The sequence below is a fragment of the Pseudomonas sp. FSL W7-0098 genome, from assembly GCF_005930585.1.
Lineage (GTDB): Bacteria > Pseudomonadota > Gammaproteobacteria > Pseudomonadales > Pseudomonadaceae > Aquipseudomonas > Aquipseudomonas bubulae.
Genome location: NZ_RXHW01000008.1, coordinates 105,099 through 121,929 on the forward strand (window position 1 = coordinate 105,099; position 16,831 = coordinate 121,929).

Annotated in this window: 16 protein-coding genes; 13 read left to right on the forward strand and 3 right to left on the reverse strand. The window is 59.5% G+C overall.

The features are described 5' to 3' along the window. Nucleotides 1-9: 9 nt before the first annotated feature. Nucleotides 10-2,388 carry a hybrid sensor histidine kinase/response regulator gene (locus tag FHL07_RS16100; protein WP_094999412.1) on the reverse strand — a complete coding sequence of 793 codons (2,379 nt, stop codon included), beginning with the start codon at nucleotides 2,386-2,388 and terminating at the stop codon, nucleotides 10-12. 285 nt (nucleotides 2,389-2,673) lie between these two features. Between FHL07_RS16100 and FHL07_RS16105 the strand changes: the two genes are divergently transcribed. The 4 genes from FHL07_RS16105 to FHL07_RS16120 all read left to right on the forward strand — a co-directional run bounded on the left by FHL07_RS16105 (nucleotide 2,674) and on the right by FHL07_RS16120 (nucleotide 6,199). Next, the gene (locus FHL07_RS16105; RefSeq protein WP_094999413.1) at nucleotides 2,674-3,471 is read left to right on the forward strand and encodes a hydroxymethylpyrimidine/phosphomethylpyrimidine kinase; all 798 of its coding nucleotides are present in this window, start codon (nucleotides 2,674-2,676) and stop codon (nucleotides 3,469-3,471) included. 17 nt (nucleotides 3,472-3,488) lie between these two features. After that, nucleotides 3,489-4,112: a thiamine phosphate synthase gene (gene thiE, locus FHL07_RS16110; protein ID WP_094999414.1), complete on the forward strand. Its 624-nt coding sequence runs from the start codon at nucleotides 3,489-3,491 to the stop codon at nucleotides 4,110-4,112. Nucleotides 4,113-4,143: 31 nt separating this feature from the next. Continuing rightward, nucleotides 4,144-5,427, forward strand: a complete 1,284-nt coding sequence (gene hemL, locus FHL07_RS16115; RefSeq protein ID WP_095019041.1) for a glutamate-1-semialdehyde 2,1-aminomutase — start codon at nucleotides 4,144-4,146, stop codon at nucleotides 5,425-5,427. A gap of 223 nt (nucleotides 5,428-5,650) precedes the next feature. Further along, nucleotides 5,651-6,199: a tetratricopeptide repeat protein gene (locus FHL07_RS16120; RefSeq protein ID WP_094999416.1), complete on the forward strand. Its 549-nt coding sequence runs from the start codon at nucleotides 5,651-5,653 to the stop codon at nucleotides 6,197-6,199. Here the strand turns inward: FHL07_RS16120 and FHL07_RS16125 are convergent. Continuing rightward, entirely contained in the window at nucleotides 6,185-6,484 is a 300-nt protein-coding gene (locus FHL07_RS16125; RefSeq protein WP_138738693.1) for a hypothetical protein, read from the reverse strand. The genes FHL07_RS16120 and FHL07_RS16125 overlap by 15 nt on opposite strands. A 514-nt stretch (nucleotides 6,485-6,998) precedes the next feature. On the opposite strand from FHL07_RS16125, the gene FHL07_RS16130 reads away from it, so the two are divergent. The 5 genes from FHL07_RS16130 (at nucleotide 6,999) to FHL07_RS16150 (ending at nucleotide 12,462) form a co-directional block, all read left to right on the forward strand. After that, nucleotides 6,999-9,053, forward strand: coding sequence for an oxidoreductase (locus FHL07_RS16130; protein WP_138738694.1), 2,055 nt, complete (start codon nucleotides 6,999-7,001; stop codon nucleotides 9,051-9,053). A gap of 86 nt (nucleotides 9,054-9,139) precedes the next feature. Then, the gene (locus FHL07_RS16135; RefSeq protein WP_138738695.1) at nucleotides 9,140-9,937 is read left to right on the forward strand and encodes a transporter substrate-binding domain-containing protein; all 798 of its coding nucleotides are present in this window, start codon (nucleotides 9,140-9,142) and stop codon (nucleotides 9,935-9,937) included. Further along, complete coding sequence (locus FHL07_RS16140; protein WP_095019043.1) at nucleotides 9,934-10,626, forward strand: ABC transporter permease; 693 nt, start codon at nucleotides 9,934-9,936, stop codon at nucleotides 10,624-10,626. Before FHL07_RS16135 ends, FHL07_RS16140 begins: the two co-directional genes overlap by 4 nt. Further along, on the forward strand, nucleotides 10,623-11,333 hold the full coding sequence (locus FHL07_RS16145) for an ABC transporter permease (RefSeq protein WP_094999420.1): 711 nt from the start codon (nucleotides 10,623-10,625) through the stop codon (nucleotides 11,331-11,333). Before FHL07_RS16140 ends, FHL07_RS16145 begins: the two co-directional genes overlap by 4 nt. Nucleotides 11,334-11,343: 10 nt before the next feature. Beyond that, nucleotides 11,344-12,462, forward strand: a complete 1,119-nt coding sequence (locus FHL07_RS16150) for a succinylglutamate desuccinylase/aspartoacylase family protein (RefSeq protein WP_095039137.1) — start codon at nucleotides 11,344-11,346, stop codon at nucleotides 12,460-12,462. A 30-nt stretch (nucleotides 12,463-12,492) separates the two neighbouring features. On the opposite strand, the gene FHL07_RS16155 is transcribed toward FHL07_RS16150, so the two are convergent. After that, on the reverse strand, nucleotides 12,493-12,819 hold the full coding sequence (locus FHL07_RS16155; protein WP_138738696.1) for a DUF1820 family protein: 327 nt from the start codon (nucleotides 12,817-12,819) through the stop codon (nucleotides 12,493-12,495). 132 nt (nucleotides 12,820-12,951) lie between these two features. Between FHL07_RS16155 and miaB the strand changes: the two genes are divergently transcribed. The 4 genes from miaB to FHL07_RS16175 all read left to right on the forward strand — a co-directional run bounded on the left by miaB (nucleotide 12,952) and on the right by FHL07_RS16175 (nucleotide 16,826). Then, complete coding sequence (miaB, locus tag FHL07_RS16160; RefSeq protein ID WP_095003832.1) at nucleotides 12,952-14,280, forward strand: tRNA (N6-isopentenyl adenosine(37)-C2)-methylthiotransferase MiaB; 1,329 nt, start codon at nucleotides 12,952-12,954, stop codon at nucleotides 14,278-14,280. A gap of 194 nt (nucleotides 14,281-14,474) precedes the next feature. Further along, nucleotides 14,475-15,494, forward strand: a complete 1,020-nt coding sequence (locus FHL07_RS16165; protein WP_094999423.1) for a PhoH family protein — start codon at nucleotides 14,475-14,477, stop codon at nucleotides 15,492-15,494. After that, complete coding sequence (ybeY, locus tag FHL07_RS16170; RefSeq protein WP_016779278.1) at nucleotides 15,487-15,948, forward strand: rRNA maturation RNase YbeY; 462 nt, start codon at nucleotides 15,487-15,489, stop codon at nucleotides 15,946-15,948. The genes FHL07_RS16165 and ybeY overlap by 8 nt, the downstream gene beginning before the upstream one ends. Before the next feature lie 38 nt (nucleotides 15,949-15,986). Further along, complete coding sequence (locus tag FHL07_RS16175) at nucleotides 15,987-16,826, forward strand: HlyC/CorC family transporter (protein ID WP_016779277.1); 840 nt, start codon at nucleotides 15,987-15,989, stop codon at nucleotides 16,824-16,826. The last annotated feature ends 5 nt before the right edge of the window (nucleotides 16,827-16,831 follow it).

The window sequence follows — 16,831 nt, forward strand, 5'->3', positions numbered from 1 at the left end:
CATAAACGCCTAAAACTCGGCGTTTTTATCGTTATTGTCGATCAGCAGGCGTTGCGCCAAGGTCTGTTGCAAGTCCTCAAAACGCAGCGGTTTCAGCAGATAATCAGTGATCCCGTCGACCTGCTCGCGGGCTTGCTGCGCCTGGGCTTGCGACTCGAACAGCGCCAGCACGGGCAACTGCGCACAGGCGGCCAATGTCAGCAGCTGGCTGCCCATCGACGTAGCACAGACCTGGGCCAACGGGCACGCCAGCAGCACCGCATCGACCCGCTCGCGGCGCAACGCTTCTATGGCCGCCTGCCCCGTGTCAACGCCGAGCACGCGATAACCCAGTTTGAGCAACATGGCGCGCACTACCACAGGGTTTTCCGGGCCTTCTACCAGCAAGACCACACACTCCCCGGGCGCCCTCAGCTGCAACGCCGAATGAGTCGTGTGCGGCTGGGTTTGCACCGAGGGTTCGAGTTCCAGCAATAGCTGGAACTGTGAGCCTTGCCCCGGCTGGGAATGGTGGGTCAGGCGCCCGCCGAGCAGTTCCACAAGGCGCCGGCAAATCGCCAGGCCGATACCCAGGCCGCCATATTCACGGGTCATGGAGCCATCAACCTGAAAGAAGTGCTGATAAAGTTCGGCCTCTTCCTGGTGAACAAAACCAATGCCGCTGTCGATTACATTGAACGCCAGCGCCCAGCGCCCGGTCTCTGCGGGTTTACCGGTAACACGCAAAATCACCCCGCCCTCACGGGTGAACTTGATCGCGTTATCCAGCAGGCACTCCATGCACTGGCGAATTTTATCCGCATCACCTACCCATTGATCCGGCAGATTGCGGCCCACTTCGTACGAAAACTCCAGCCCTTTACTGCGTGCCGCCGGCCTGAACTGATCGCTCAGCCCCTGCAGCAGTTCATTCAGGCTGAAGGGCCGGGGTTGCGCGACCAGTCGTCCGGCCTGCAGTTCGGTCAGGGTCAGGATGCCATTGACCATGTGCATCATTTCTCGTGCTGAACCTTGCGCAGTCTTGGTGTACTGCTCCAGCTCAGGGCTCATGTCCAGGGTTTTGATCAATTCCAGAGAGCCAATGACACCGTTCATGGGCGTGCGCAATTCATGGGTAACGGTTGCCAGAAACTCGTCTTTGAGCTGGTTGGTACGGGCCAGTTGCTGGTTCATGGCGGCCAGTTTCTGTCCCGATTCCTGCAGCGTACGCGCCTGCAGGTCACGCATGGCGTTGATCCGGTCGGCAAGCGCCAGCGACAGCAGCCCCACCTCGATTGCCGAACCTATCTGGCTGGCGTACATGGTCAGGAAAACGTTCGGCAGGTAACCCAGCACCATCAGCGTATTGACCAGCCCCCCGAGCAGGAAGGCCGACCAGGCGATCACAAAATAACGCGCGACCCGCAGGCCACGTACCCATGCCACCACACCAGCGGTAAAAATGGTGACAATAAACGCCAGCGCCAGGCCGGTGGCCAGGCGCAACGACACGGCATAGCTGGTGGTCAGCGCGAGCACCATCACCAGAGCACCCACGCCCATCAGCAACATCAGTGCCCGGTCAAGCCAGCGGCTGTGGGAGGCGGTGTGCAAGAAGGAGCGGGCGAACTGGCAACCAAAAAACGCCGATGCACCAATCAGGAACGGGGTGGAGGCATTGGCCCACCACGGGCTGTCAGGCCAGAAGTACTGCACTGCCGCACCGTTGACCGAAAGCTGGTAAAGGCCGAACGAGGCAATATAAAAGATGTAGTAGAGGTAGCTGGTGTCACGCACGCTGAGGTAAATAAACAGGTTGTAGACCAGCATCCCCAGCAACACGCCATAAATCAGGCCCAGGATGTAAATCCGCACGGGCTGCTCTTCAAGATAGGCCTGGGCCGACCATAGCGTCAGCGGCGCCTGAACCGAACCCTGGCTGGCCAGACGCAGGTACACCGTCTGGCTTTGCCCCGGGCTGAAGTTGAGCTCAAACAGGTAATTATTTTCTTTGATCTGACGACTGTCGAAGGGCAGTGCATCACCCGTTCGCTCGGCCAGCCGGTAATTGCCCGCGGCGTCTGCCAGGTAAAGCTCGATGGAATCAAGCGGCGGGTATGCCAGCTCCAGCAGCCAGGTGCGATGCACCTGCGGGTCTTGTGGCTGGTAGTGCAAATCCACTTTGATCCAGAAGGCCGAGTGCGAGTAGCCCTTGTTCAGCGTGTCTTTGGTATGGGGCTCGAACAGTTCGCCGTGTGCGGTGACATCTGCCAGAGTCGCTTCGCCACCCGCGTCTTCGAACACCTGCATCACGCGGCCCAAGGGCAGGCTTTGTGTGGATTCGTCAAAAGCGACTGCGCTGGCCAGCATCGGTAGCCAGCCCAACAACATCATCAGCAAATAGCGCATACAGCCCCAACGTAGCTCACTCGAAGACGCGGGCAACCCCATATTCCCTTTGAGATCGCGTCGATCGAATGACCGGTTAATAATTTGAAGGCACTTTAACATAGCCATTAATGGCACATACACACCATCTAACAATTCATCACAAAGGCTCTAGTACGGGCATTACAGAGCTAAATAAGCGCTGAGACCGAAGATTCTTAAGGCCAGGCAACGGCTTACAAACTTCCGCTAACCTGACACCGAGCAAGCGCCCGTAAAAACTGTTTGGTGGTAAGCTCGCGCACCATGAATATCTACAGTTCTCGCCCCGTTGTCCTCTGTCTCTCCGGCCATGACCCCAGTGGTGGTGCCGGCTTGCAGGCAGATATCGAAGCCCTGCTGGCTCAAGGCTGTCACGCCGCCCCGGTAGTGACCGCCCTGACTGTGCAGAACACTGTCAATGTCCGCGACTTCCGCGTGCTGGATCGCGAGTGGGTACTGGCGCAAGCCGATGCCGTGCTCGGCGACTCCACCGTTGCGGCGGTCAAGCTGGGCATGCTCGGTTCACTGGAGATGGTCGATACCGTAGTCGAACTGCTTCAGGCCAATCCGCATCTGCCGATGGTCTGTGACCCGGTGCTGCGTGCAGGCGGTGGCGGACGACTGGGCAAGGACGAAGTGGGTTACGCCATGCGCGAACGCCTGCTCCCCCTGGCCACCATTGCCACCCCCAACCTTCCCGAAGCCCGCATCCTGGCCGAACTGCCCGATGGCAGCGCCGATGAGTGCGCTGAAAAACTCCTGCCATTTTGTCGGCACCTGCTGATCACCGGCGGTCACGGTGATGAGCACGAAGTGCATAACCGCCTGTACAGCCGCGACGGCAGCCGCCACACCTTTACCTGCCATCGCTTGCCGGGCAGTTATCACGGCTCGGGTTGCACCCTGGCCAGTACGTTGGCCGGGCGCCTGGCCATCGGTGAAGAACTGGTCAGCGCCGTGCAAACCGCGCTCAATTACACATGGCGCACCCTGCGTGATGCAGAGCAACTGGGGCAAGGGCAATTTGTACCGCGCCGCTTGCCGCTGGATTTTTGCTCGTAACCAATGAGGCTCACCCCATGACGCTTCGCGGCCTGTATGCGATCACTGATAGCCAGTTGCTGGCTGGCAAACTGCTGCCCTATGTGGAGGCGGCCCTCGATGGCGGCCTGACCCTGTTGCAATATCGCGACAAAAGCACTGACGACGCCCGCCGACTGCGCGAGGCCGAAGCCTTGCGCGGGTTGTGCGAACGCTACAAGGCACACCTGATCATCAACGATGATGGCGAGCTGGCCGCCCGCCTGGGTGTCGGCGTGCACCTGGGGCAGACCGACGGCCCGCTGACCCCTGCCCGCGCCCTGCTGGGGCCACAGGCAATTATCGGTTCGACCTGCCACAGCCAGGTCGAACTGGCCGAGCAAGCCGCCAAAGAAGGTGCGAGTTATGTCGCCTTTGGCCGCTTTTTCAATTCCAGCACCAAACCCGGGGCGCCAACCGCTACCCTTGAGACCCTGGACCAGGCCCGCGCCCGCCTCAGCCTGCCGATCTGCGTGATAGGCGGAATTACCCTGGACAATGCCGCGCCGCTGGTGGCCCACGGTGCCGACCTGCTGGCCGTGGTGCATGGCCTGTTTGGCGCCGAAAGCGCCCGGGAAGTCACCCTGCGCGCCAAGGCCTTCAACACCTTGTTGTCTATTTAAATACCGAATCCTGATTCTGAGAGAGCCCACCATGTCTCGTTCCGAAACCCTGTTTGCCAACGCCCAGAAACACATTCCCGGTGGCGTGAACTCGCCAGTGCGTGCCTTCAAAAGCGTGGGCGGCACGCCGTTGTTCTTCAAACACGCCGAAGGCGCCTACGTGACTGACGAGGACGACAAGCGTTATGTCGATTACGTCGGCTCGTGGGGCCCGATGATTCTTGGGCACAGCCACCCTGACGTGCTGGACGCAGTACGGGCGCAACTGGAGCACGGCCTGTCGTACGGCGCCCCGACCGCCATGGAAACCGAAATGGCCGATCTGGTGTGCTCCATCGTACCGTCAATGGAAATGGTGCGCATGGTCAGCTCCGGCACTGAAGCGACCATGAGCGCGATCCGTCTGGCCCGTGGCTTCACTGGTCGCGACAATATCCTCAAGTTTGAAGGCTGCTACCACGGTCACTCCGACAGCCTGCTGGTAAAAGCCGGTTCCGGCCTGCTGACCCAGGGCGTGCCAAGCTCGGCTGGCGTGCCGGCAGATTTCGCCAAGCACACCCTGACCACCGAGTTCAACAATATCGACGCGGTTGCACAGCTGCTGAGCGAAGTCGGCGACACCGTGGCCTGCATCATCGTCGAACCGGTTGCCGGCAACATGAACTGCGTGCCGCCTGCGCCAGGCTTCCTTGAAGGTCTGCGCAGCCTGTGCGACCAGCACGGCGTGGTTCTGATCTTTGACGAAGTGATGACCGGCTTCCGCGTCGCCCTCGGCGGTGCCCAAGCCCACTACGGCGTGACGCCGGACCTGAGTACCTTCGGCAAGATCATCGGTGGCGGCATGCCCGTCGGCTGCTTTGGCGGCAAACGCGAGATCATGCAGCACATCGCGCCGCTGGGCCCGGTTTACCAGGCGGGCACCCTGTCCGGCAACCCGCTGGCCATGGCCGCCGGCCTGACCACTTTGCGCCTGATCAGCCGCCCGGGCTTCCACGCCGAGCTGAGCGATTACACCACCCGCCTGCTCGATGGCCTGCAACAGCGCGCCGACGCGGCCGGCATCCCCTTCGTGACCACACAGGCCGGCGGTATGTTTGGCCTGTACTTCAGCGGCGCCGATGACATTGTCACCTTTGACGACGTCATGGCCAGCGATGCCGACCTGTTCAAGCGCTTCTTCCATTTGATGCTCGAAGGAGGCGTATACCTGGCACCCAGCGCCTTCGAAGCCGGTTTCACCTCGATCGCCCACGGCGAAGCCGAGTTGCAACTGACCCTGGACGCCGCAGAACGCGCATTTGCTGCACTGAAATAATCCAAGAAACGGCAAGGGCGAGCGCCCTTGCCGTTTTTTTATGCCAGTAATGAGCAGATCTTTTAGCCCACCCGTCCATAATCGTCTTAAATCAATGGATATCGCGCTCAGGCAGCAGAAAAACGAGTAAAGACTTTGTAAGGTTGCCTCTGCTTATTTCATAATGCGCGCCTATACATCCCATGATCGGGTTAACCCGTCATCCAGAGGTACGTCGATTCCCATGAACCGCACCGGCCGCGCCCTTGCACTGGGCTGCCTGTTGCTCCTACAGCCGTTGCTTGCCCAGGCAGGCGGTAACTCGTTGTTGATCCCAGCGATGGGTCGCTGCACCCTCAATACTCAGCCTGAGGACCTCGCCGAGGCGCTTGCAGCCTGTGAAGAGGCGGCCAAAGCCGGGGATGCAGAAGCCGAATACGAGTTGGGCGAGTTCTATTACGACGGTAAAAACACCCCGCAAGACTTCAACAAGGCGCTGAGCTACTTCGAAAAAGCCTCGCTGCAAGGCCACGCCATGGCCCAGTTCCAGCTCGGCACCATGTTTTTCAAAGGCGAAGGCGTGCCGGCCAACAACATTCAGGCCTATATCGTGCTGAAAATGGCTGCGGTCAACGGCGCCGAAGACGCCCTGGACACCGCCGACATGGTGGCCGAGCAAATGCCGCGCGACCAGCTCGAAACGGCTACCCAGATACTCGGACAGATCTTCCGCAAGTATTTGCAGGAGCTGCAATCTACCGACGCCCGCTCGCCGTTTTCACCATTGCCCTGATTTCAAACCCTTACTGGTTTGCTGGCGACAACGTGCCTGTGCCGGACACGGCTTTTCCTGGATGTCATCCGAATGTTCAGCGATTAAATTACCCGTCGCCCCCAATGACATTGAAAGCATCACGGCCACTACAGAAAAAATCGCCAGCACATACGAAATCAACGCCAGGTCACTCGCGTGCTTGTGAGCCACCAAAGTCCGCAAGAATGTTATTCCGTAATAGGGCATGACTCGACTGATGGTGAGTGGCACTAAAGAGCGACGCATGAATTTTTCATAGCGCATCACTTAACCCTGCACCGAAAACATTTTTTACCCAACTCAACTTAATGCTGCGCCTGCACAACCTCAAACGCTACGTGAAGACCAACCTCGTCTTATGCATTATGCACACGGGGTGATTCATGGGCTGAGCGCTGCAGCTTGAAGCTGTTAAATATATATCTAGGTAATTATTCTTACGCCAAATAAAGATCAACCTTACTTAAGCTTAAGTTAACTTGATTACGTTGTTTTCACCCATGATTATTATGCCCATCATTGTTCAAAGCCCTGTTTCAGAGCCTTGAACAGAATATGATGATAGGCCGCGACCCTCGATTTAACGGGTTTGACCCGTTACAAGAAACAACTCATGATTTCCTCTCGCTGCCCACGGTCTTGCGCTGCGCAGTAGCTATTGGCGTGTCATCACGCAGTTCACTCTTTAAACGTGGCAATAGTGTGTTCATTTGATTGACGCGCTGTTCTTTGTTTTTGTATCAAATGCGTCGATCTATTTGGGCACGGGGGAATACCTGTGCGTGATCCGAGATATGACATTTTGTTTGAGCCGGTCCAGATAGGGCCCGTGCGTACGCGCAATCGTTTTTACCAGGTACCGCACTGTAATGGCATGGGGCATGTACATCCTTCGGCTATGGCACGTATGCGCGCAATAAAGGCCGAGGGCGGGTGGGGTGTTGTCTGCACGGAAGAGTGCGAAATCAGCCCCTTGAGCGAATTCTCGCCTTATATCGAAGCACGCCTGTGGGACAAGCGCGACATACCGGCGCTGGCTCGCATGTGTGACGCGGTTCACCGGCACGGTAGCCTGGCGGGTGTGGAACTGGCCTTCAATGGCTATTCCGCGCCCAATCGCACCAGCCGCGAAATCCCCTGGGCCCCCTCCAATACCCCCGTGCGCGGCTACGACCCGGTGCAGGCCCGCGCCATGAGCCGCGCCGACATCAAGCAACTGCGCGAGCTGCACAGGGCTGCGGCCTTGCGTGCCCGTGATGCAGGGTTTGACATCATTTATGTATACGCTGGCCATGATCTGGGCTTGCCGTTCCACTTTCTGACGCAACGCAACAATCGCCGCACGGATGAATATGGCGGAGCGCTGTTCAATCGTGTGCGCCTGCTGCGCGAGTTGATAGAAGACACCCGGGATGCCGTCGGTGACCGCTGCGCCGTTGCCGTGCGCCTGGCCGTTGACGAGCAGCAGGGCAGCGCCGGCCTGACCCGGGACAGCGAAGGCGTCGAAGTGTTTTCCATGCTGGCCGAGCTGCCGGACCTTTGGGATATCAATGTTGCCGACTGGGCCAATGACAGTGTGACCTCGCGGTTTGCCCCAGAGGGTTATCAGGAGGCATTCCTCACCGGGCTCAAGGCCTTGACCAGCAAGCCGGTGGTGGGTGTAGGGCGTTTCACCTCGCCCGATACCATGGCCTCGCTGGTGCGCCGCGGGGTGTTGGACCTGATCGGCGCGGCCCGCCCTTCTATAGCCGATCCTTTCCTGCCCAACAAAATCGATCAGGGGCGCACCGACGAAATTCGCGAGTGCATCGGCTGCAATGTTTGCGTCAGCGGCGATCACACCAGCACGCCAATGCGCTGCACACAAAATCCGACTATGGGCGAGGAATGGCGACGCGGCTGGCATCCGGAGCAGGTTCCGGTCCGGCGTGCCGAGGGGCGAGCGCTGGTAATCGGCGCAGGCCCTGCCGGTCTTGAGTGTGCCCGGGTACTCGGCGCTCGCGGCCTGGAAGTGATGCTGGCTGAAGCCACTCGCACCCTGGGCGGACGCGTGGCCAGCGAGTCCCGGCTACCGGGGCTGGCGAGCTGGTCGCGGGTGGTCGATTACAGGGTGGATGCCTTGAGCCGTCTGGGCAATGTCGAGATCTACCGTGAAAGCCGCCTTGAAGTGCAGGACGTTCTCGACATTGAAGCCAGCCACGTGTTTGTCGCCACCGGTTCGCGTTGGCGCAACGATGGCCTGGGCCGTGTGTTGCGCCACCCTCTCCCTGGGCTGGAAAACCTGCCCGTATTCACGCCGGATGATGTGATGGCAGGCGCTGTGCTGCCTTCGCCCGTGGTGGTGTTCGACGATGACCACTACTACATGGGCAGCGTACTGGCCGAGAGCCTGATTGCCCGGGGAGTCGAGGTGCTGTATGTCACCCCGGCCGCAGATGTTGCCCCCTGGACCCACAATACCCTTGAACAGCACCGGATCCAGCGCCGCTTGCTGGAACTGGATGTCACCATCATCACCTCCCATACGCTGTGCAGCCTCACGCCGTACGGTGTACAGGCAGCGTGCACCTACACCGGGCGCCCGCGTTTCATTCCTGCCGCAGGGGTGCTGCTGGTGACCTCCCGCGAGCCTGAGCAGGGTCTGTTCGACGCCCTGCAGGCGGAGCCCCGGGGTGTGCAGCAGGTGATCCAGATCGGTGATTGCCTGGCTCCGGGCACAATTGCTGCCGCGGTGTACTCCGGGCATCGCTTTGCCCGGGAGTTCGACGCCCCCCCCGGGTTGCTTCGCATGCGCCGGGAGTTGGTGGCGCTGGAAGACTGGCCGGCGCCTTGAATTCTTTCTTGAGTGGTCAACCTGTCGCCCGACGGGCAATAGCGACCCGACGGGCGGTTATTACAACAACAATAAGGAATCAACCCATGAAAAAGATACTGTGGATGCTGGCACTGCTGGTGGTGGCCGTGCTGGCTTGTGTCGTAGTCATTGCCCCGGCGCTGGCCAAGGATTACCAAGTCATACGTTTTGGCACCGACCCGACCTACCCGCCCTTTGCCTCGAAAAGTGCCGACGGCTCACTGGTGGGCTTTGAAATTGACCTGGGCAACGCCCTGTGCGAGCGCGTGCAGGCAAGCTGCAAGTGGGTCGAAATCGATTTTGACGGCATGATCCCCAGCCTCAATCCTCGCAAGATCGACGGCATTCTGGCCACTATGGCCGTGACGGCGGCGCGGCAAAGGGTCATTGATTTCTCGTCCGAGGTGATGACCACGCCCAATGCGCTGGTGTTCAAAAAAGGCGCTGGCCTGGATGCCAGCCTGCAGGCGGTAAAAGGCAAAGCCATCGGCTACCTGCAGGGCAGCACCCAGGAGGTCTATGCCAAGGCGGTGCTGGCCAAGGCCGGGGCGAAACTCGTGGCATACCCGGATCAGGATCGGGCCTACGCTGATCTGCAAGTCGGGCGACTGGACGCGGCCCTCCAGGATCTGGTTCAAGCCGAGCTGGGCTTTTTGCGCTCTCCCCAGGGTGCTGCCTTTGAGGCCGGCAAGGCGATTGAAAGCGACCTGATGCCGGGCACCAGCGCCATTGGCATCCTCAAGGGCAATCAAGCACTCAAGGCTATGCTCGATAAAGGCCTCGCCCAACTGCATGCCGATGGCACCTACGCACGGCTGCAAAAGCAGTATTTCGGGGATCTTGTTCTGTACAGCAATAAATGAGCGGCCTTCAGGTTTACGCGCCATTGCTGGCACTGGGCACCTGGATGACGATCAAGCTGGCGCTGATATCACTGCTGCTGAGCCTGTTTCTGGGGCTGCTGGGCGCAGGAGCCAAGTTATCCACAAGCCGTGCGGCGCGATGGATGGCCCGGCTTTACACCACCCTGATCCGCGGCGTGCCCGACCTTGTGCTGATGCTGCTGATCTTCTACGGCCTGCAAACCTGGCTCGGCCAACTCACGGACAGGCTGGGCTGGGCCTATATAGAGATAGATGCCTTCACTGCCGGGGTGATGACCCTGGGCTTTATCTACGGTGCTTACTTCACTGAAACCTTGCGCGGCGCCATTCTCGCAGTGCCCTTTGGGCAGATTGAGGCTGCCAGGGCCTACGGCCTGAGCCCGATGCAGTGTTTTTGTCGTGTGCTGTTCCCGCAGATGATGCGCTTTGCGCTGCCGGGGTTGGGCAACAACTGGCTGGTGCTGCTCAAGGCAACCTCGCTGGTGTCGATCATCGGCCTGGCCGAGCTGGTAAAGGCAGCCAGCGACGCGGGAAAAAGCAGTTTTCAACTGTTTAACTTCCTGGTGCTGGCGGCAGTGATCTACCTGCTGATAGCCGTTGCCTCCAACAGCGTATTGCACAGGCTTGAGCGGCGCTTCGCCGTGGGGTTCGAGCGGGGTGCGCGATGATCGAAGTATTGCTGTCGTATTGGCAGCCTTTTTTGTATAGCGATGGCCAGCAGATCAGCGGTCTGGCCATGACCTTGTGGCTGACCACTGCTTCCATCGGCATGGGTTTTGTACTCTCGATCCCGCTGGCCATTGCCCGGGTTTCTGAAAACCGCTGGGTGCGCTGGCCGGTGCATGGCTTTACTTACCTGTTTCGCGGCACGCCGCTGTATATCCAGCTGTTGATCTGCTACTCGGGCATCTACAGCCTTGCCGCCGTTCAGTCGCAGCCGTTGCTGGGCGCATTTTTTCGCGATGCCATCAACTGCACCCTGCTGGCCTTCACCCTCAATACGTGCGCCTACACCACGGAAATCTTCGCCGGTGCGATCCGTTCAATCGCCCGGGGGGAGGTACAAGCTGCCCGGGCGTATGGCTTCAATGGCTGGAAGCTCTACCGTCGCGTCGTCATGCCCCAGGCACTGCGCCGCGCCTTGCCGGTTTACAGCAACGAAGTGATCCTGTTGCTGCACTCCACCACCCTGGCCTTCACCGCCACGGTCCCTGACATTCTCAAAGTCGCCCGGGATGCCAACGCGGCCACCCTTCAGACCTTCCCTTCGTTTGTCATCGCTGCCGGGCTGTACCTTATCGCCACCTTTGCCCTGGTGGGCCTGTTTCGCCTGGCCGAGCGGCGCTGGCTGGCATTTCTCGGCCCGCGCCGATAGGAGAACCCCCATGCACCACCAACGTCATGATGTGCTGGCCGCCGTACCGGGCACCTGTCGGCAAATCCATAGTTTTCATTACGGACCAGCGCCAGAGCACGGGAAAATCTATATCCAGGCGTCGCTGCACGCGGACGAGCTGCCGGGCATGCTGGTGATCTGGCATCTCAAGCAGCGCATGCTGGAACTCGAGCAGGCCGGCCTGTTGCGCAAGCACATAGTGCTGGTGCCCGTGGCCAACCCGGCGGGGCTGGAGCAGGTGCTGATGGACGTGCCCCAGGGGCGTTTTGATAACGAAAGCCGACAGAATTTCAACCGCTTCTTTGTGGATGTCAGTCAGGAGGTGGGCGATAGTGTCGAGGGCCAGTTGACCCAGGATCCAGAGCACAATACGCAACTGATCCGCTCGGCCTTGCGCCGTGTCCTGGTCGCCACGCAGCCGCTGACCCACGTGCAGGCCCTGCGTCAGACCCTGCAGACCCTGGCGTGCGATGCCGATATGGTCCTGGACCTGCACTGCGACTTCGAAGCCGTGCAGCACCTGTACCTGGCCCCGGCCTTCTGGCCGCAGGTAGAGCCCCTGGCCCGTTACCTGGGGGCCCGAGCCTGCTTTATGGCCACCGAGTCGGGCGGGCAGTCCTTCGATGAATGGTTCACCCTGTTCTGGGCGCAGATGCAAGCGCGCTTTGCGCCACGTTTCCCCCTGGCGTGCTGCAGCTTTGCCGTGACCGTTGAGCTGCGAGGGGTGGCGGATGTGACCCACGAACTGGCGCGTGACGATAGCCAGGCGCTGATCGACTACTTGATCCATGCGGGTGCAGTCGAAGGGCAGCCAAAAGCACTTCCGGCATTGCTCAACCCGCCGACCCCGCTAGCGGGCGTCGAGCCGTTGAACAGCCCCACGGGGGGTTTGCTGGTGTTTTATGCGCAAGCGGGTGACTACCTGCAGGCGGGGGCTGTGGTGGCAGACATCATTGACCCCATCACGGACTGTATTACTCCAGTGGTCTGTCAACGCGAAGGCTTGCTCTATGTCCGCTCATTGCGGCGCATGGCGACTGCGGGAATGACCATTGCCCATGTCGCCGGGGCGCAAGCGTATCGACAAGGGGACTTGCTGTCGCCATGAAGGGATTGCGAGCGCGGGAAGGGAAAGCCCTTACTTGTCCGGCATCGGAAACGGAAACGGCATCACATTGCTGACACCACGGGCTTCACTGATTTTAGGCGTGCCCAGCCGCTCAACCTCATCGATACGGACAATCGAGTGCATCGGCACAAAGCTGCGCACCACACCTTCAAACTGAGCCTTGAGCTTTTCTTCGCTGGGGTCGACAACCATTTGTGTGCGCTCACCGAAGACGAATTCCTCTACTTCCAGAAACCCCCACAGATCACTTTGATAGATCTGCTTGGCGTACATTTCGAACACCTGGCCATGGTTGAGGAAAATCACCTTGTAGATTGGAGCTTCACGTTTGGTCATGGTGGGCGGGTAAGCATCTGAAGGTAAAAAAGAGGGCGCGAACTATAGCATAGCCATCAGACGCACAACGCTAGGAAGCAACGGCTATGACCCCTATAATGTGCGGTTCTTTGAACCACTTGATGAACACCCATGGCCAAGAAGCTTTACATCGAAACCCACGGTTGCCAGATGAATGAGTACGACAGCTCGCGCATGGTCGACCTGCTGGGTGAACATCAGGCCCTGGAAGTCACAGCGCGCGCCGAAGACGCTGATGTCATCCTGCTGAATACCTGTTCAATCCGTGAACGTGCCCAGGACCGCGTGTACTCCCAACTGGGTCGCTGGCGCGAACTGAAACTGGCCAACCCCGAGATGGTCATTGCCGTGGGCGGTTGCGTGGCCAGCCAGGAAGGCGCGGCGATCCGCGATCGCGCCCCGTATGTGGACGTGGTATTCGGCCCGCAAACCCTGCACCGCCTGCCGGAAATGATTGACGCCGCGCGCATTACCAAACTGCCGCAAGTTGATGTGTCATTCCCTGAAATCGAGAAATTCGATCACCTGCCAGAGCCTCGCATCGACGGCCCAAGCGCCTACGTGTCGGTCATGGAAGGTTGCAGCAAGTACTGCACGTTCTGCGTGGTGCCTTACACCCGCGGCGAAGAAGTCAGCCGGCCCTTCGATGATGTATTGGCCGAGGTGATCCACCTGGCTGAAAACGGCGTGCGTGAAGTGACCCTGCTTGGCCAGAACGTCAACGGCTATCGCGGCCTGACCGAAGGTGGCCGCCTCGCCGACCTTGCCGAGCTGATCCGTGTGGTGGCGGCGATCGACGGTATCGAGCGTATCCGCTACACCACCTCCCACCCGCTGGAGTTTTCCGACAGCCTGATCCAGGCCCACGCCGAAGTCCCGGAACTGGTCAAGCACCTGCATCTGCCGGTGCAATCGGGCTCCGACCGCATTCTGTCGGCGATGAAACGCAATCACACGGCGCTGGAGTACAAATCCAAGCTGCGCAAACTGCGCGCTGCCGTACCGGGTATCTGCATCAGCTCCGACTTTATTGTCGGCTTCCCGGGCGAAACCGAAAAAGACTTTGAACAGACCATGAAGCTGATCGAAGACGTGGGTTTCGACTTTTCCTACTCTTTTGTCTACAGCCAGCGCCCGGGCACCCCGGCAGCAGACCTGACGGACGACACCCCGGAAGAGCGCAAGAAAGAGCGTCTGAACGCGCTGCAACATCGTCTCAACCAACAGGGCTTCGAGATCAGCCGCCAGATGGTAGGGTCGACCCAGCGGATCCTGGTAACCGACTACTCGAAAAAAGACCCGGGCGAGTTGCAGGGCCGGACCGAGAACAACCGCATCGTCAACTTCCGCTGCGACAACCCGCAGTTGATCGGGCAATTCGCCGATGTGCATATTGATGCGGCCCAGCCGCACTCGTTGCGGGGCTCGCTGCTGAACTGACCACACGCCATCGTCCCTTGTGGGAGCGGGCTTGCTCGCGATGCACGCAACACGGTCCGACTGGATGAGTGCGGTGGTGCAATCGCGAGCAAACCCGCTCCCACATCAAACATTTGGTGAAGTCCTTTCACGCTTGACCTGCTAGCGTTATCCTTAATTTCATATCAATTGCCTAAGGGCGGCTAAATACGACCTTGAACGCACCCATCGAACCACATCGCTTCCTTCTCGAGCCCTTTGAGGCCCGCCGTTTCGCCAATCTGTGCGGGCAATTCGACGAGCATCTGCGCTTGATCGAGCAACGCCTGACGATCGAAATCCGCAATCGCGGTAACCAGTTCGAGCTGATCGGCGACCCGAAAATCACTTCTTCGGCAGAAAACCTGCTGCGCCGCCTGTACCGCGAAACCAAGGCCACCGAGCTTTCGCCGGACATGGTTCACCTGTTCCTGCAAGAGTCTGCGGTACAAGACCTCGCCAGCAACCCGGTGGCTGAAGCCAGTGTTTCGCTGCGCACCAAAAAGGGCATGATCCGCCCTCGCGGGATCAACCAGCAGCGTTACGTCAAAGAGATCCTGGGCAACGACATCAACTTCGGCATTGGCCCGGCGGGTACGGGTAAAACCTATCTGGCTGTGGCCTGCGCAGTTGATGCCCTGGAACGCGAGCAGATCCGCCGCATCCTGCTGGTGCGCCCGGCGGTTGAGGCCGGTGAGAAGCTCGGTTTCCTGCCGGGTGACCTGTCGCAAAAAATAGACCCGTACCTGCGCCCGCTCTACGACGCACTGTACGAGATGCTTGGTTTTGAATACGTGGCCAAGCTGATCGAGCGCCAGGTGATCGAAGTCGCGCCGCTGGCCTACATGCGCGGCCGCACGCTGAACAACAGTTTCATCATTCTCGACGAAAGCCAGAACACCACGGTCGAGCAGATGAAAATGTTCCTGACCCGCATCGGCTTCGGCTCGACCGCCGTGATCACCGGTGACATCACCCAGATCGACCTGCCCAAAGGCACGAAATCGGGGCTGAACCATGTCATTGAGGTGCTCAAGGACGTGCCGGGCATCAGCTTTACCCACTTCCAGTCCAAGGACGTCGTGCGCCACCCGCTGGTGCAGCGCATCGTCGAGGCCTACGGTCGCTACGAACAGGAAGCCGCCGACAAGCTGGCCGCGCTGCCCGCTGCAAAGGATTACCGCCACGATGCTTGAGCTTGACCTGCAACTGGCGACTGACGCCAGTGCCCCCAGCGAAGCCCAGTTCCGCCAATGGTGTGAACTGGCTTTGCGCCAGCGCAGCGCCGATTCGGAAATGACCATTCGTCTGGTAGACGAACCCGAAGGTCGTGAACTGAACCACACCTGGCGCCAAAAAGACTACGCCACCAATGTGCTGTCCTTCCCCGCAGACGTGCCTGATGAGTTCCTCGATATCCCGCTACTGGGCGATCTGGTGATTTGCGTGGCCGTGGTCGAGCGCGAAGCCGCCGAACAAGGCAAAAGCCTTGAGGCCCACTGGGCCCATCTGGTGATACACGGTTGCTTGCATCTTCTGGGTTACGACCATATAGAAGACGAAGAAGCCGAAGAAATGGAAGCACTGGAACGAACGTTGCTTGCAGAACTGGGTCATCCTGACCCGTATGCAGACGACGAAACCGAATAACACCCACTGAAACTACCAAGGGATACGAGTAAATCGCTATGAGCGAAGACCGATCGAGCAACGGGCAAAAGTCATGGTTAGGTAAGCTGACCCAGGCCTTTGCCCATGAGCCGAAAAACCGCCAGGAGCTGCTTGAGCTGCTGCGCGAAGCACACCAGAACAAACTGTTGGACAGTGAAGCGCTGGCCATCGTCGAAGGTGCCATTCAAGTGGCTGACCTGCAGGTACGGGACATCATGGTTCCTCGCTCGCAGATGATCAGCATCAAGGCAACCCAGACCCCCCGCGAATTTCTCCCGGCGATCATTGACGCGGCGCACTCGCGCTACCCGGTGATCGGCGAAAGCCACGACGACGTCCTTGGCGTCCTCCTGGCCAAAGACCTGCTGCCGCTGATCCTTCAAGAGAACGGCGACAAGTACAACATCAAGGATTTGCTGCGTCCGGCGACATTTGTCCCCGAGTCCAAGCGCCTTAACGTGTTGTTGCGCGAGTTCCGCGCCAACCACAACCACATGGCCATCGTGATTGACGAATACGGCGGCGTTGCGGGTCTGGTGACGATTGAAGACGTTCTCGAGCAGATCGTTGGCGACATCGAAGACGAGCACGACGTCGAAGAAGACAGCTATATCAAGCCGTTGCCCAGCGGTGACTTCCTGATCAAGGCCCTGACCCCGATCGAGAACTTCAACGAGTTCTTCGACACCGAATTCTCCGACGACGAGTTCGACACCGTGGGCGGCCTGGTCATGAGCGCATTCGGGCACTTGCCCAAACGCAACGAAACCACTGAAATCGGCCCCTACCGCTTCCGCATCCTCAATGCTGACAGCCGCCGGATCCATCTGATTCGTCTCACGCCTATTGCCCGCTAAATCTC